General features: G+C 59.4%; 12 protein-coding genes. 7 read left to right on the top strand and 5 right to left on the bottom strand.

The genetic code is table 11. The features are described 5' to 3' along the window. Positions 1 to 8 precede the first annotated feature (8 nt). The 4 genes from C7477_RS01980 to dusA all read left to right on the top strand — a co-directional run bounded on the left by C7477_RS01980 (position 9) and on the right by dusA (position 6,019). Positions 9 to 2,174 carry a glycosyl transferase family protein gene (locus tag C7477_RS01980; protein WP_110748393.1) on the top strand — a complete coding sequence of 722 codons (2,166 nt, stop codon included), beginning with the start codon at positions 9 to 11 and terminating at the stop codon, positions 2,172 to 2,174. Further along, on the top strand, positions 2,174 to 4,036 hold the full coding sequence (locus C7477_RS01975; protein ID WP_110748390.1) for a bacteriophage N4 adsorption protein A: 1,863 nt from the start codon (positions 2,174 to 2,176) through the stop codon (positions 4,034 to 4,036). The genes C7477_RS01980 and C7477_RS01975 overlap by 1 nt, the downstream gene beginning before the upstream one ends. Then, positions 4,036 to 4,935: an alpha-amylase family protein gene (locus C7477_RS01970; protein WP_210206124.1), complete on the top strand. Its 900-nt coding sequence runs from the start codon at positions 4,036 to 4,038 to the stop codon at positions 4,933 to 4,935. Before C7477_RS01975 ends, C7477_RS01970 begins: the two co-directional genes overlap by 1 nt. A 70-nt stretch (positions 4,936 to 5,005) precedes the next feature. Further along, positions 5,006 to 6,019 (top strand): tRNA dihydrouridine(20/20a) synthase DusA, encoded by a 1,014-nt coding sequence (gene dusA, locus C7477_RS01965; protein ID WP_110748388.1) that lies wholly within the window; start codon positions 5,006 to 5,008, stop codon positions 6,017 to 6,019. A gap of 60 nt (positions 6,020 to 6,079) precedes the next feature. Here dusA and C7477_RS01960 read toward each other — a convergent pair whose 3' ends face one another. From C7477_RS01960 to C7477_RS01940, 5 genes are all read right to left on the bottom strand, one after another. Continuing rightward, positions 6,080 to 6,784: a TIGR02281 family clan AA aspartic protease gene (locus C7477_RS01960; RefSeq protein WP_110748385.1), complete on the bottom strand. Its 705-nt coding sequence runs from the start codon at positions 6,782 to 6,784 to the stop codon at positions 6,080 to 6,082. After that, on the bottom strand, positions 6,781 to 7,014 hold the full coding sequence (locus tag C7477_RS01955) for a DUF1289 domain-containing protein (RefSeq protein ID WP_110748382.1): 234 nt from the start codon (positions 7,012 to 7,014) through the stop codon (positions 6,781 to 6,783). Before C7477_RS01955 ends, C7477_RS01960 begins: the two co-directional genes overlap by 4 nt. Before the next feature lie 97 nt (positions 7,015 to 7,111). After that, the gene (locus C7477_RS01950; protein ID WP_110748379.1) at positions 7,112 to 7,888 is read right to left on the bottom strand and encodes an adenosylcobinamide-GDP ribazoletransferase; all 777 of its coding nucleotides are present in this window, start codon (positions 7,886 to 7,888) and stop codon (positions 7,112 to 7,114) included. Between the two features lie 80 nt (positions 7,889 to 7,968). Then, positions 7,969 to 8,448: a hypothetical protein gene (locus C7477_RS01945; protein ID WP_181418313.1), complete on the bottom strand. Its 480-nt coding sequence runs from the start codon at positions 8,446 to 8,448 to the stop codon at positions 7,969 to 7,971. 72 nt (positions 8,449 to 8,520) lie between these two features. Next, positions 8,521 to 10,329, bottom strand: coding sequence for a chloride channel protein (locus C7477_RS01940; RefSeq protein WP_425373492.1), 1,809 nt, complete (start codon positions 10,327 to 10,329; stop codon positions 8,521 to 8,523). Positions 10,330 to 10,560: 231 nt separating this feature from the next. On the opposite strand from C7477_RS01940, the gene clpP reads away from it, so the two are divergent. The 3 genes from clpP (at position 10,561) to lon (ending at position 15,444) form a co-directional block, all read left to right on the top strand. Next, on the top strand, positions 10,561 to 11,190 hold the full coding sequence (gene clpP / locus C7477_RS01935; RefSeq protein ID WP_110748370.1) for an ATP-dependent Clp endopeptidase proteolytic subunit ClpP: 630 nt from the start codon (positions 10,561 to 10,563) through the stop codon (positions 11,188 to 11,190). A gap of 311 nt (positions 11,191 to 11,501) precedes the next feature. Beyond that, positions 11,502 to 12,776, top strand: coding sequence for an ATP-dependent Clp protease ATP-binding subunit ClpX (gene clpX, locus C7477_RS01930; protein ID WP_110748367.1), 1,275 nt, complete (start codon positions 11,502 to 11,504; stop codon positions 12,774 to 12,776). 247 nt (positions 12,777 to 13,023) lie between these two features. Continuing rightward, a complete protein-coding gene (gene lon, locus C7477_RS01925) occupies positions 13,024 to 15,444 on the top strand; it encodes an endopeptidase La (RefSeq protein ID WP_110748364.1) in 2,421 nt (806 codons plus the stop codon). Positions 15,445 to 15,599: the final 155 nt, after the last annotated feature.

The following is a 15,599-nucleotide window of genomic DNA, read 5'->3' as shown; positions in this document are numbered from 1 at the left end:
ACCACCAGATGTCGCTTTATTGGCCCTATCTTTTCGCGGACTACTACCTTTGGCTGGAATATGGCGCCATCGCCATTGCCGTCGTGATCCTCATATCCAGCATCGATGATCTTTTCATCGACGCATGGTACTGGTTTCGAGAGGCCAAGCGCGCCACCACGAAGCGGGGCTACAAGCCGCTTCGGGCGGAGCAATTGCGCGACCGGCCAGAGCAGCACATCGCGATCATGATTCCGGCCTGGATGGAATACGACGTCATTGCCGCCATGCTGGAAAACATGGTGAAGGTGCTCGATTATCGAAACTATACGATCTTCGTCGGCACCTATTGCAATGACGCGGCGACCATCAAGGAAGTCGAGCGCATGCGCCGCCGCTACAAGCAGCTGGTGCGCGTGGAGGTGCCGCATGCCGGGCCCACCTGCAAGGCGGATTGCCTCAACTGGGTCGTGCAGGCGATCTTTGCCCATGAGGAGAAGCACGGCATCAGCTTCGCGGGCGTGGTGCTGCATGACAGCGAGGACGTGCTGCATCCGGTGGAACTGCAGTATTTCAACTATCTCCTGCCGCGCAAGGATCTGATCCAGCTTCCTGTCGCCTCGCTGGAGCGCAACTGGTTCGATCTCGTCGCCGGCGTCTACATGGACGAGTTCGCGGAATGGCATGGCAAGGATCTTGTCGTGCGCGAAAGCCTTGCCAAGCAGGTACCGTCAGCCGGTGTCGGCACCTGTTTTTCCCGCCGCGCGCTGTTGACGCTCGCGGCTGAAACCGACAACCAGCCTTTCAACACCCAGACGCTCACCGAGGACTACGATATCGGCGTACGTCTTGCCGCGCACGGGATGCACTCCATCCTGGCGCGGTTCCCCGTGGAATATCGCGTCAAGCGGGCGTCGTGGTTCGGCTACGGCAAGGTGAAGGAAACCATCGTGCGCATGCCGCTCAGCGTGCGCGAGTATTTTCCCAATACCTTCCGCACCTCCTATCGGCAGAAGACACGCTGGTCGCTCGGCATCGTTTTTCAGGGGTGGGCCTATTTCGGCTGGCATGGCTCGCTGGTGGATCGATATTTTCTGCTGCGCGACCGCAAAGGCGCCGTGACGGCCTTCATAGCGATCCTCGCCTATGTGCTCGTCGCACAATATCTGTTGTTCCAGATCGCCTTTGTGACGGGCCTCATGACTGTGAGCTATCCGCCGATCACCGCATCGGGCAGCTGGTTCGAGCTTCTCCTGGGATTGAATGCCGTCGCGCTTACATTGCGAGTCGCCCAGCGCGTCTACTTCACCTCCCGCACCTTCGGCTGGGAGCACGGGCTGCTGTCGATCCCGCGCATGGTTGTCGGCAATTTCGTGAATTTCATGGCGATGTCGCGCGCATGGAAGCAGTATCTTTTGCACCTTATCCTGGGCAGGCGCCTTACGTGGGACAAGACGATGCACGACTTCCCCACGGGCGGAGGACTGACCGAGGAACGCACGAGGCTGGGTGAGCTGCTCGTTTCATGGCAGGCGATCAATGACGACACTCTTCAGGCGGCGCTGCAAAAGCAGGACCAGAAACACGTCCCCTTCGGCCGTATCCTGGTGCAGGAGGGCTGGCTTGCCGAAGAAGTGCTGGCCGAGGCGATCGCCTTCCAGTCCGGACTGGACCTGACATCGGTCTCCGAGGCCGAAATCCTCGCCGCAAAAGACCGGTTTCCGCTGGAGCTCAGCGTTCGCTGGCGCATTCTTGCGTTGCCGGACGGGGAGGGGCCGGATGGGAAGGTCCGTCTCGCGACGGCTGCTCCTCTCCCTGACATCGTGCAGGAACAAATCCGAGCAACTCTCGGCTATCGTCCGCGCCAGTTCATCGTTCGCGATCGCGATATCACAGTCGGCTTGCGCTTTTTGAGCGAACAGAGGAAAGATGGGGCCAGTGTCGAATCACTAAGCGCTTTAAAGTTAGTACATAGTTCTGAAGTTCCATTGCTTGGCGATTTATTGGTCGAACAGGGCGGTGTATCACGCGACGCTTTCAACGAGGCGATGATGCACTATTCGCCTGCTTCGGATGGACTTGTTGGCGGTTATCTCGTGGCGAGGAACGTCATTTCGAAAGACACGCTTGAATGGGCGCTGCAAGAACAGCAGCGCCATGCTGTGGAAGTTGCTGCCAGGGAGATGAGCCACTGATGAAAAGGACTTTTCCTTTGCGAAAATTTTCCCAACGTGCGGTTGGCCGGCCTTATCGCTTGGCGCTTGCGCTGGCGTTCCTCAATCTCAGCACCGCAATGCCGGTATGGGCGCAGGACCAGGGCAGCAGCCAGATGCCGGCGGCTGAAGAGCAGCCTGCGCAGGCGCAAGGGGAACTTCCGCTGAGCGGCCCGGCTTATCGCATCGCCACCGAGGCTTATAACGCCTTCGCCCGTCGCGATTATGAAACAGCCATTACGCAGGCCCGCGAAGCCATCCGGCAGCGCCCGGATGTGGGGCGGTTGCGGGTGCTTCTGGCCGAGGCGCTTGCCGCATCGGGCAAGAGAGACGAGGCGCGGACAGAAGCGCGGCAGGCGGCCAACGATCCGCGCCTGTCGTCCGCCGCGCGGGCACAGCTCAGCACACTGGCGGCTGCGGAACCAGCGCCTGCCGCGCCGCCCGCTGCTCAAGTCTCCGAACCTCAACCTGCACCCCCTCCGGTAGCATCGCCTGCCGCGCCTCCCGCGGCAAAAGCTGGGACATCGACGCAATCCAGCCCCGCTTATCAGGCCGCTGATGCCGCGTATCGCGCCTATGCGCGCCGCAGCTATAACCTCGCCGTCACCAAGGCGCGGGAAGCGGTAAAGCTGAGTCCTGGGAACAAAGCCTATCGCACTTTGCTTGCCAATTCGCTCGCGGCGCAAAAACTGGCAAGGAAGCCTGCGGTGCAGGCGCAGGCGCCGGTTGATCAGGCGGCGAGCTCCGCCTATGCGATTGCCGCCCGCATAACGCAATTGAACAAAGAGGGCAGGCGACAAGACGCGCGCCGGCTCTTTGCCGAGGCGCGCGATGCCGGAAACCTCAAAGCGCTCAAGCCCGCCGATCTTGGTTACCTCGCGACGCAGGCGGGCGATAATGAGATGGCCTATGAGGCCTTCCAGCAGGCGAAGCGCGCTGGCGAACTGCACGGCACCCAGCTGATCGACGCCGCCTATGCGGCGCGGCGCGCCTTTCATAATGAAGAGGCGGTTGCGCTGTTGCACGAGGCCATCGATGCCGAGGAGCGCGGCGATTTTTCCTTGCCGCCGCAGCGTCTGTTCGGCTTGCGCCGCGAGGTGGCGGATCTCACCCGCGAGTTCGGGTTCAATTCGACCTTGAGCTACGGCAGCAGCGGCGTTTCCAGCGGTTCGTTCAGGCCATTGGATAGCAGCGCCGGGAAGATTCTCCAGCATGGCTCGGAGGTCTATTGGCGTCCGCGCGGCATCGGCTATCGCGACGGCGCGATCTTCGAGCTGTTTGCCCGCCAGTTCACGACGCTGAACGATTCTCGCGATGGGCCGACCGGTTTCCCCACCATGCAAGGCAGCGTGGGCGCGCGGTGGAAGCCGTTTGCCCGCTACAATCTGGTGCTGGAAGCGAGCAAGCTTTTCAAAATCGGGGAGCATAGCCGCAACGACACGCTGTTGCGCGCCGCATTTGGGGATAGTTTCGGCACCGATTTGCGCGTGGATGTGCCCTCGTGGTGGACTGGGCAATATTATGCCGAGATCGGACGCTACATGGAATCGGGCCAGAACATAGCCAATGGCGAAGCCCGGATCGGGCGCAGCTATCGCATGGATGGCATCGACAAGAATCTGGTGGTGACGCCTTTCCTGGCGGTGGCTCCGAGTTATGACAGCGATCTCGACAAGCAATTCGCGCTTGGCGCCGGTCCCGGCATCAATGCGCGCTACTGGTTCCGAGAAGACAAATATACCGCGCCGCGGTCCTATGTGGACTTCACGGTGCAATATCGCGCCAAATTGTCGGGCGATGATCGGGCCAAGGGGTTTTTCGGGGCTATTAGCGTGGCTTATTGATGCGCCGGGCTTTTTCCGCCGGCAAGTGGCTATTGCCGGTGTTTATTCTTGTCCTGGCCGGATTGATTGTCTGGCTATCGGGAGGCTATGGGCTCTTGGAGCGATGGTGGCGCGGTCCCCTTTCGGTTTCGGGGATCGTCTGGCAGGTCGATAATCCGACCGCCGACATCTCCGGCAACTGGCAGAAACTTGGTGTCGATCATCTGCTGATCCAGTGGAGCGAGGTTGACGGCGCGAGTTTCGTGGGCGGTCCAGGGGCGGCTGGAGCGAAGCAGCCCGACTGGCTGCAAATCTCGCGCCAGCCATGGGCAAAGCATGTCATTCTGGGGCTTGCCGGGCATTTCGGTGAAAAGCAGGCGCGGCAGAACGCAGTCTCGTTGGCTCGCGATTCGGCCGCACTTTTCCAGACACGCCTGCCGCTCAATATCGAGGGATATTATTTCCCCGTAGAGGTTGACCCTACCTGGAAGGAAGCGCCCGAAACCATGAAAGCGGCGCTGGCATTGCTCCCGCGCCCTTTATGGATCAGCGTTTACGACAGCGCCAATATCGGCGCCAAACCCTTGGCAGACTGGCTTGCAAGCTGGCTTCCGCCGGATGTTGGCGTGTTCTTTCAGGATGGCGTGGGCGTGGAAGCCCGTAGCCCTGCCGTGGCGCGCGAATATGCCGATGCGCTCGCCGCGCGCCTTGGACGCAAGCGAGTCAAGGTGATCGTGGAGGCGTTCAGGCCCAAGGCCGGCGGTGGTTTCAGGCCTGCGACCGTGAATGAGCTTCTACCGCAGATCGCGGCGATGCAGGGCTATGATATCTATCTCTTCGATGGGCCGCATTATCTTGATGAGCACCGGGTTGACGAACTGGCGGCGGAGATGAAGAGCGCAAGGCATGATTTGCGCTAGATACGCTGACCATTCATCATTATCTAGGCGTGATATGTTGGCACACTTTCCCCTGCTGGATTGAAGCTAAATGAACGGTAGCGCTGAAAAGGCTAATAAATACAAAGAGTTCAAGCTTTCCATCGCACCCATGATGGATTGGACGGACCGACATTGCCGGTTTTTCCATCGCCAGATGACGCGGCGCGCGCTGCTTTATACCGAGATGGTGGTCGCGGATGCGGCCATTCAGGGCAATCGCGAGCGGCTGCTGGGCTTTAATGCTGTCGAACATCCGGTGGCGCTGCAACTGGGTGGTTCCGATCCGGCAAAACTGGCGGAGGCGGCGCGGATCGGGGCGGATTTTGGATATCGGGAGATCAATCTCAATGTTGGCTGTCCCTCGGACCGGGTGCAGTCGGGCACGTTCGGCGCCTGCCTGATGAAGACGCCCGATCTGGTCGCCGCCAGCGTGGCGGCGATGAAGCGGGCGGTGGATATTCCCGTCACCGTCAAATGCCGGATCGGTGTCGATGAGCAGGACCCGGAAGTGGCGCTCGATGCGCTGGCGCGTGGGGTGATCGATGCGGGCGCGGATGCGCTGTGGGTTCATGCGCGCAAGGCCTGGCTGCAGGGGCTGTCACCCAAAGAAAACCGCGATATTCCGCCGCTCGACTACAACCGTGTCTATCGGTTGAAAGCGGAATTGCGGAGTCATTTCATTGGCATCAATGGCGGTATTCAGACGCTTGATGAAGCGCTCAATCATTTGAATCATGTGGACGGCGTGATGATGGGCCGCGCCGCGTATCATAATCCGGGCTTGCTGATCGATGCGGACAGGCTGCTGTTCGGCGACGAGCGCGAGGCTATCGATATGCCTACGCTTATCGATACGATGTGCGATTATGCCGACCGGCACATTGCCGAAGGCGGCAGGCTTTCACATGTAACCCGGCATATGATCGGGCTCTTCCCAGGGATGCCGGGGGCGCGGCGCTGGCGACAGGTGCTCTCAACCGAGGCATCGCACGCCGATGCCGACAGCCGGGTTATTCGCAAGGCTTTTGCGGAAGTCGGCGCGGATGTGACGGAAGCAGCTTGAATTCTTTATTTTTGCGCAAGTCCGGACGGAAAACCGCTTCACACTTTTCCTGGACTTGCTTTAATCCGTCAGCACCAGCTGATCGCCCTGCACGGAAAATCCGCGCAAGGTATCCAGAAAATTCATGCCGAGCAGGCTTCCGATCGCGCCATTGTCCTGCGCGACGAGCGCGGGGATATCGTGGCGGGTGATATCGCCGATCTGGAGGGTGGCTATCTGGACCATGGCGGCATTGGCGCTGCCATTGGCGGTCATGATCGGGACGGAGTAGGAGAGATTGGTGGTATCGATCCCGCCGCGCCTTGCGTCGTCAGCGGACAGGATAACCATCGAAGCTCCTGTATCGATCAGGAATGAGGTGCGCGCGCCGTTGACCTTGCCGTTGACCTCGAAATGGCCGTTGAGGGATTTGGCGAGCGTGACGGTCAAATTTCCGTTGCTGTCTTTTCCCGAGATAGGGCTGCCGGGGATGAGGCCGGCGGTGACGCGATTCGCGACATCCTGCAATTCATAGCGATATTGATATCCGGCGACGAGCGCGAGGATGATAACGACCCAGATGGCGGTGCTACGGGCGAAATCGCTCAGTTTTATGCGTGAACCGAGGAGCGCGGCGGCAAGGACGATGCCCCATATGCCGAGATAAGCGGCATTGGCAAACGCGTCATTCGCGAGGCCAAGCGTCGTGCCGCTATCATTATTGGCCATCAGGAGCAGGATGACGGCGCCAATTATCGCGACGATGATCCAGAATAGACGGTTCATGCTTCTCTCTGTTTCTGAAGCGCCATCCGGGCGCGCCGGGTGTCTCGCCTCGGTTTTCGCTCTACGGTTTCAAGGCGAGCGGCAAGTGCTTGCGCAATTTCGCGGCGGCGCTCCGGCGTCATTGCCGACCAGGTGCTGATTTCATCGATCGTGCGGCCGCAGCCGAAGCAATAGCCGGTCTTGGCGTCCATCGAACAGACGAGGATGCAGGGCGATTCAATAGTGTTCATTGCGTCCCGAAAAAATACTATGTCTTTTCTTACACAAAACTCCGAAAAATCCATCACGGGAATTGTGCTTCAATCAATATTCTTGAATGTGGTTGCGTCACGCCATCATGACAAGGCCCATTAGAAGCGCAAGCGCCGCGATTTGCTGCGCCGCGCCCAGCGCATCGCCGGTCTGTCCGCCGATCTTGTGGTGACAGAGATTGGCGAAGCCGAATGTGGCGGCGGCGCATAGCAGGACCGCAACCAACAGTCCGCCGATGCCGCCTGCGGGCACATAGGTTGCTACCAGAAAGAAAAAGCCGGCGAGGAGGGCGGTGAAGGCGCCTGTGTCGTCGGGCGCTCCCGCGCCATCGGCCACGCCGCCGGGCCGCGCGGAAGGCAGCATACGCCAGAACGCGACCAGCACCGCGCGGCTTGCCGCTTCCGTGCCGATGAGGGCGAGGGCGGCTAGACCTACGCCCGCACGCTCGATGAGCGTCGCGAAAAGCAGGGCGCGCAAGGCCACGGAAATGATGAGCGCCAGCCCGCCAAACGTGCCGATGCGCGAATCCTTCATGATTTCAAGGCGCCGCTCCACCGTTGCCCCGCCGAAGAAGCCGTCCGCGATATCGGCAAGGCCGTCCTCATGCAATGCGCCGGTAACGATTGTGAGTGTGCCAATGGCAAGGATACTGGCGACGACGGGGGGGAGATTGAACAGGGTGGCCACGATCAGCACGAAGGCCGCGGGCAGGGCGATCAACGCGCCGGCGAGAGGGAAAACCCGGGCATTCTCCGCCAGCGATCCATTCTGGCCATCAAACCATGCCTGGGATATGCGCAGGCGGGTGAGGAAGCCGAGCGAGCGCATGATTTCCGCCAGAAGGCTATCCATGTTCGTGATCCCTTTTTCAAACGCAAGAAACCATCCGGCCTGAAGAAATGGGCCGGATGCCTTTGTTCCATATCTGATTCCTAACCCTTATCGGCGGGCATAATCCCGGTTGCCGGTTCGAAGCGAAGGGCGGTGCCGACCTGGCATAAAAAATTTATCGGTTCGGAAAGCTGCCTATAAGTTTTGGGTGAAAGCTCCCGCATGGTAACGATGGCCTTGTCATCGGGCATGACGCCGTATTCGAAGACCTCGAGGATAGGTAAATTCGAGGGTCCCGTGATCAGGCGCTGTTGATTATACGCGATCATGGCATGGGGCCCGGGTACCATCTTGAAATCCTTGATCACATGCCCAACAGTCAGCCCCGATGACACGGGATTTTTGCCGGGAGGATCAGGGCGGACCTTGCAACGATCGAGATCGACGATCGATGTCGTGGGCAAACCGGCAAGCAGCCGGTGGCTGAGTTCTTCGTACTGGTTTGTCATCGGCGCTGCTTGCGCCTGCGCCACTGCGCCAAGCATTGCCAGGGCCGTAAGCGCGTTGCTGAAATATCGCATGATGTTCACCTCGCGATTTAACATCCGGATACATATAGAAGCGGGCGTTTCTTTATCCAGAGGCGTGGTTTTTCAGCGTTCCCCCGACATGTCCCTTCTCGCCTTGTCCAATTCTTCCGCATAACGGCGCAGAAGATAGCCTTCGGTCAGAAGGCCCTGTACCTTGCGGTGGGTGAAATCGTCGACCACGACAAGCTCTTCGCTGCCCGTTTTGGCGAACATTTCGGCTGCTTCCTTTACATTCATCGCCTGCCGCAGCATCGCGTCGCCATAGCGGAGATAATCCGATACGGGCTGTTCCCCGATAGCGGGATCAGGCGGCAGGGCGTGGATTTCGGCGACAATCAGGATGCCGGCATATTTCCTGCCCGGCTCGACGGCAATGACGCGCTGGAAGGAACCCAGCGGTATTTCCTTGCGGAATTCCACCACCGTCAGGTCGTACGGCACGGTGCGGATATCCTTGCGCATCATGCGCTCGACGGTCAGGTTTCTCATCCAGCCGATGTCCTGCGCGCTGCGAATGGTCTCGCCGCGCAGGTGGAAGCGCCAGGTGGAGAACGAATAGCCGAACGTCTCCCTGACCAGCATCGCCGACATGATCGCCGCCGCCAGCACTACGCCGGTAAGGGTCAGGTCGCCGGTGGATTCGAGCGCGAGGAAGGCCATCGTCAGCGGGCCGCCCACGACGCCCACCGCAAGCGAGGTCATGCCGACCACCGCGGCCACAACCGGATCGATGCCCGTTGCGGGCGAGACAATCGCCATGATGCCGGCGAAAATCTTGCCCGCCAGCGTGCCCAGAAACAGCGATGCGAAGAACAGGCCGCCACGAAAGCCAGATCCGAGGGATATGGCGGAGGCCAGAAGCTTCAAAAGGAAAATTTCGATGATGATGAAGAGCCCGTAATCCATCGCCAGCTCGCGGTGGAGCGCGCCGTGGCCGCTGGAGAGCACCTGCGGGGTTATCAGCGCAAGAAGCCCGATCAGACAGCCACCGATGGCCGGGCGCAAGGTGTTGCCGATTGTCAGCCGGGTGAAAAGCCGCTCGACCACGGTCACCAGATGCATGATGGCAATCGACAGGCCGCCGGCCATAAGGCCAAGGATGAGAAAGGGCAGATATTGCCGCGCCTGCATGGGAGGCAATTCGCCCAGCTCGATAGGAAAGGGCGGCGCGCCCAGATATCCGGCAACCAGCGTCGCGGACACGGCGGCCGCCATCACCGGCGCCACATTGGCCACGGTGTAAATGCCAATGATGAGCTCGAAGCCATAAAACGCGCCGGTGAGCGGCGCGCCGAATGCGGCGGCGATGGCCCCGCCCGCGCCACAGCCGACGAGCAGGCGGACATCGCTGCGGCGCAGGTTCAGAAACGCGGCCAGCTTGGAGGCGATGCCGGAACCGACCTGCGTATAGGCTGCTTCCAGCCCTACCGATGCGCCGAAGCCGCTGGACAAGATCGTTTGCACAGCTACGACAAGCGTATCGGTCATCGACATGCGTCCGCCATAAAGCGCGTTGGCCTCGATGGGGTCGATCGGATGGCGCAGCTTCCTGCGACGGACATAATATATCGTCAGCCCCATCAGGATGCCGCCGGCCACCGGCACGAGAGCCATTTCCGGACGGGCGAGCGCCAGCATCCCGGAGAGGCGCTCGCCATGCGGGAGTTCATAGAGCAAGCCATGTAACTGGCTGACGATCCAGCCGATCAGCATGACGGCGGCGCCTGCAAACACGCCCACGATGCAGGCGAGCAGAACGATAGCGATGCCGCGCGCATTGAGAATGCGGAGGACGGCGAGCAGCCGCAGGCGCAATCTGCCTGCATCGATGGTTTTTAGTGCTTCCAGATGCACAGCCGGTCCAATCGGCAAAATTCGATTCTAGCCGCATGATCTTGTTCAAAAAGTCTGCAACTTTTCGCGATCATGCTCCAGACCAATCTAACGCCATACAGCTTAATGACAACAGGCGGGAAGGGGACGGTTTCTGCATCTTGCGGAACCGGGCTTGCTCACCTTATGTATGGAGCAATCACGAATCCCCTTTGCGGGCGGCCCCGCCTGCGCTATTCGAATGCAATCTCCAGATATTTAGAGGCCCAGATGAGAGATCCGATCGCACCAACCATGAACCTTGTGCCGATGGTCGTCGAACAGACCAACCGCGGCGAGCGGGCCTATGATATTTTCTCGCGGCTCCTCAAGGAGCGCATCATCTTCATCACCGGACCGATCGAGGACGGCATGGCGTCGCTGGTTTGCGCGCAGCTGCTGTTCCTGGAAGCGGAAAATCCGAAGAAGGAGATCAACATGTACATCAACTCGCCGGGCGGCGTGGTGACGTCGGGCATGTCGATCTACGATACGATGCAGTTCATCCGTCCGCCGGTTTCCACGCTCTGCATGGGGCAGGCGGCTTCCATGGGCTCGCTTCTGCTGACCGCGGGCGCCACCGGTATGCGCTACGCGCTGCCCAATGCGCGCATCATGCTGCACCAGCCGTCCGGCGGTTTCCAGGGGCAGGCCTCGGATATCGAGCGCCACGCGCAGGACATCATCAAGCTGAAGCGCCGGTTGAATGAGATTTATGTGAAGCATACCGGTCGTGATTATGACACGATTGAACGCACACTGGACCGCGACCATTTCATGACGGCGGATGAAGCGAAGGATTTTGGCCTGATCGACAAGGTCATCGAATCGCGCGAAGTGATCGAAGGCGCGGCGAAATAAGCCGGCTGAGCCAGCCATTCGAAGCCGACAAAGCCCCCGGTGCGTGGTTCTGCATCGGGAGTGCGGCTTTTATATCACAAAATCGCGTTCCTTCGGGCTTGTGCATGGCGCGGCAGTCGTTACGTTAAGTGAAAATTGGTTTTCGTCAGCCTAGTGTCGTGATTTCGGAAGTCCGCTTGATTTCGTCTGCCGAAGAGTTTTTGAGAAGTTGCTCAGGTGATCGGTGTTTTCGGTCGGGACGCCGGATAGGGTAACGGGTTTTGCGGAGGCACTGCCAACGGGCGTGCCACCGGTTGTGAAAGGAAACTGCGATGAGCAAAGTCAGCAACAATGGTGGCGATTCGAAGAATACGCTCTATTGCTCGTTTTGCGGGAAAAGCCAGCATGAAGTCCGCAAGCTGATTGCGGGTCCGACCGTCTTCATCTGCGACGAGTGTGTCGAACTGTGCATGGATATCATCCGCGAGGAAAACAAATCCTCGATGGTGAAGTCGCGCGAAGGCGTGCCCACACCGCAGGAGATTATCGCGGTCCTCGATGATTACGTCATCGGCCAGAACCATGCGAAGAAGGTTCTCTCCGTTGCCGTGCACAATCATTACAAGCGCCTCGCGCATCAGTCGAAGAACAACGAGGTGGAGTTGGCGAAGTCCAATATCCTGCTCGTCGGGCCGACGGGTTGCGGCAAGACTTACCTTGCCCAGACGCTCGCCCGCATCATCGACGTGCCATTCACCATGGCCGATGCGACGACGCTGACGGAAGCGGGCTATGTGGGCGAGGATGTCGAGAACATCATCCTCAAGTTGCTCCAGTCCGCCGATTACAATGTCGAGCGCGCGCAGCGCGGCATCGTCTATATCGACGAGGTCGACAAGATCAGCCGCAAGTCGGACAATCCATCGATCACGCGCGATGTATCGGGCGAGGGGGTGCAGCAGGCGCTCCTGAAGATCATGGAAGGTACGGTCGCCAGCGTGCCGCCGCAGGGCGGGCGCAAACATCCGCAGCAGGAATTCCTGCAGGTGGATACGACCAACATTCTCTTCATTTGCGGTGGCGCCTTCGCCGGCCTCGACAAGATCATTTCCGCGCGCGGCGAGAAGACGTCCATCGGCTTCGGCGCCAACGTCAAGGCGGCGGATGATCGCCGTATCGGCGCTATCTTCCGCGAATTGGAGCCGGAAGACCTGTTGAAGTTCGGCCTTATCCCGGAATTCGTCGGTCGTCTGCCTGTTATCGCGACGCTGGAGGACCTCGACATCGATGCCCTGGTGCAGATCCTGTCTGAGCCGAAGAATGCGCTGGTCAAGCAGTATCAGCGGCTCTTCGAGATGGAGAATATCGAGCTGAGCTTCCACGAGGATGCATTGCGCGCCATTGCAAACAAGGCGGTGGAACGCAAGACCGGCGCTCGTGGTCTGCGCTCGATCATGGAGAAAATCCTTCTCGACACCATGTTCGACCTGCCGACGCTCGACGGTGTGCAGGAGGTGGTGATCTCCGGTGATGTGGTGGATGGCAGCGCCCGCCCGCTCTATATCTATTCCGAACGGCATGAGGAAAAGGGCAACGCCTCGGCGTGACCGGTCTCTTATGGCGGACGACAGAAAAACGGGAAGGGCTGCGGATAGCGGCCCTTTTTCGTGAATGGCATGCAATCAAGCTTTTGCGTGCCAAGCAAGTGATCCGGGACTAAATCCAGATTGTGACTTGAATTGAATTCTTCGGGTCTCCAACTAGGGTTTCTAATGCATGTTTGTGACTTGCCAATGACTGTTCACGGGAGCACAAACACGGCAATCGGCCGAACGGCCTGAGAAAGGACTTGATATGACGGGTATTGAGAAGAAGGCTTTGGCGGGTGGCAATGATGGGCTTTATGCCGTTCTGCCGCTGCGCGACATCGTGGTCTTCCCGCATATGATCGTTCCGCTTTTCGTGGGACGGGAAAAATCGATCCGTGCGCTCGAGGAAGTCATGGGCGTGGACAAGCAGATCCTGCTTGCGACGCAGAAGAATGCCGCCGATGACGATCCGGCAGCCGATGCGATCTATGATATCGGCACAGTCGCCAATGTATTGCAGCTCCTCAAGCTTCCCGACGGCACCGTCAAGGTGCTGGTCGAGGGCATAGCGCGGGCAAAGGTCACGCAGTTCACGGACCGCGAAGATTACCATGAGGCCCACGCCTCCTCGCTAGGCGAGCCGGAAGAGGACATGGTGGAGATCGAGGCGCTGGCCCGCTCGGTGGTTTCCGATTTCGAGAATTATGTGAAGCTCAACAAGAAGATCTCTCCAGAGGTCGTGGGTGCCGCAAGCCAGATCGACGATTATTCCAAGCTGGCGGATACGGTCGCCTCGCATCTGGCGATCAAAATTCCTGAAAAGCAGGAGATGCTGTCTGTTCTCTCCGTGCGCGAACGGTTGGAGAAGGCGCTTTCCTTCATGGAAGCCGAAATCTCCGTGCTGCAGGTGGAAAAGCGCATCCGCAGCCGCGTCAAGCGCCAGATGGAGAAGACGCAGCGCGAATATTATCTGAACGAGCAGATGAAGGCGATCCAGAAGGAGCTTGGCGACGGCGAGGACGGACGCGACGAAGCGAGCGAACTGGAAGAGCGCATCAACAAGACGAAGCTCACCAAGGAAGCGCGCGAAAAGGCGCAGGCCGAACTGAAGAAGCTGCGCAGCATGAGCCCGATGTCGGCGGAAGCCACGGTGGTGCGCAACTATCTCGATTGGTTGCTGTCCATTCCGTGGGGCAGGAAGTCCAAGGTCAAGCAGGATCTGGATTTTGCCGAGGAAGTGCTCGGCGAGGAGCATTTCGGCCTTGATAAGGTCAAAGAGCGCATCGTCGAATATCTCGCGGTGCAATCTCGTTCGGCCAAGATCAAGGGGCCGATCATTTGCCTCGTCGGACCTCCCGGCGTCGGCAAGACCTCGCTCGCCCGCTCGATCGCCAAGGCGACGGGGCGTGAATATATCCGCATGTCGCTGGGCGGCGTGCGCGACGAGGCGGAAATTCGCGGTCATCGCCGCACCTATATCGGCTCGATGCCAGGCAAGGTCATCCAGTCGATGAAGAAGGCGAAGAAGTCCAATCCGCTGTTTCTTCTCGATGAGATCGACAAGATGGGGCAGGATTTTCGCGGCGATCCGTCATCCGCATTGCTGGAGGTGCTTGATCCGGAGCAGAACTCGACGTTCATGGACCATTATCTCGAGGTCGAATATGATCTCTCGAATGTGATGTTCGTGACGACGGCCAATACGCTGAATATCCCCGAGCCTTTGATGGACCGCATGGAGATCATCCGTATTGCCGGTTACACCGAGGATGAAAAGCTTGAAATTGCCAAGCGGCACCTGCTGCCGAAGGCAATCCGCGACCATGCGCTGCAGCCGAAGGAATTCTCGGTCAGCGAAGATGCGCTGCGCGGCGTCATCCAGCATTATACGCGGGAAGCGGGCGTGCGCAGCCTTGAACGCGAGCTGATGAAGCTGGCGCGCAAGGTCGTCACCGAGATTTTGAGGACAAAGAAGCAATCGGTGGAAATTACGCCGGCCAATCTCTCCGACTATCTGGGCGTAGAGAAATATCGCCACGGGCAGATCGAAGGCGAGGACCAGCTTGGCGTCGTCACCGGCCTTGCCTGGACGGAAGTGGGCGGTGTGCTGCTGACCATCGAAGGCCTGATGATGCCGGGCAAGGGCCGCATGACGGTGACCGGAAACCTGCGTGACGTGATGAAGGAGTCGATCTCTGCGGCGGCGTCCTATGTTCGCTCGCGAGCCCTTGATTTCGGCATCGAGCCACCGGTATTCGACAAGCGCGACATCCACGTCCATGTTCCCGAAGGCGCCACGCCGAAGGACGGCCCGTCGGCGGGCGTGGCCATGGCGACGGCCATCGTTTCGATCCTCACGGGAATCCCTGTGCGCAAGGACGTGGCGATGACCGGCGAGATCACGCTGCGGGGCAGGGTGCTGCCGATCGGCGGCCTGAAGGAAAAGCTTCTGGCGGCCTTGCAGGGCGGTATCAAGAAGGTTCTGATCCCGGAAGAGAACGCCAAGGATTTGGCGGAAATTCCTGACAATGTTAAGAACAATCTCGAGATCATTCCGGTATCGCGGGTGGGTGAAGTGCTGAAGCATGCTCTTGTGCGGATGCCGGAGCCTATCGAATGGACGGAGCCGTCAACGCCCTTGCCGGGGGCTGGAGACGAAGACGCCGCCGCTGCAGTGGCGCATTAAGGTTGCTTCCGTCGGCAATATAAAGGAAATGCCGGGCAAAACGTCCGGCATTTCTGTGTTTAACCCCGGTTTTCCGGGCTTTTTCGATTTGAACGGCTTGGTTTGGGAGATGATTCGAATAAACTCCGCCCATGCCGGTCGAGTCGTAAGACCCG

The organism is Paramesorhizobium leguminum (assembly GCF_003217235.1).
Taxonomy (GTDB): Bacteria; Pseudomonadota; Alphaproteobacteria; order Rhizobiales; family Rhizobiaceae; genus Paramesorhizobium; species Paramesorhizobium leguminum.
Note: the sequence above shows the minus strand (reverse complement) of the source record. Positions and strands in the feature narration are given on the sequence as shown.

Bases quoted from the DNA above. Each gene is read 5' to 3' on its own strand.
- lon (WP_110748364.1), top strand. From the start codon at position 13,024: ATGACGGGTATTGAGAAGAAGGCTTTGGCGGGTGGCAATGATGGGCTT.
- C7477_RS01960 (WP_110748385.1), bottom strand. From the start codon at position 6,784: ATGAACCGTCTATTCTGGATCATCGTCGCGATAATTGGCGCCGTCATC.
- C7477_RS01950 (WP_110748379.1), bottom strand. From the start codon at position 7,888: ATGGATAGCCTTCTGGCGGAAATCATGCGCTCGCTCGGCTTCCTCACC.
- C7477_RS01970 (WP_210206124.1), top strand. From the start codon at position 4,036: ATGCGCCGGGCTTTTTCCGCCGGCAAGTGGCTATTGCCGGTGTTTATT.
- C7477_RS01955 (WP_110748382.1), bottom strand. From the start codon at position 7,014: ATGAACACTATTGAATCGCCCTGCATCCTCGTCTGTTCGATGGACGCC.
- dusA (WP_110748388.1), top strand. From the start codon at position 5,006: ATGAACGGTAGCGCTGAAAAGGCTAATAAATACAAAGAGTTCAAGCTT.
- clpX (WP_110748367.1), top strand. From the start codon at position 11,502: ATGAGCAAAGTCAGCAACAATGGTGGCGATTCGAAGAATACGCTCTAT.
- C7477_RS01945 (WP_181418313.1), bottom strand. From the start codon at position 8,448: ATGCGATATTTCAGCAACGCGCTTACGGCCCTGGCAATGCTTGGCGCA.
- C7477_RS01980 (WP_110748393.1), top strand. From the start codon at position 9: ATGTCGCTTTATTGGCCCTATCTTTTCGCGGACTACTACCTTTGGCTG.
- clpP (WP_110748370.1), top strand. From the start codon at position 10,561: ATGAGAGATCCGATCGCACCAACCATGAACCTTGTGCCGATGGTCGTC.
- C7477_RS01975 (WP_110748390.1), top strand. From the start codon at position 2,174: ATGAAAAGGACTTTTCCTTTGCGAAAATTTTCCCAACGTGCGGTTGGC.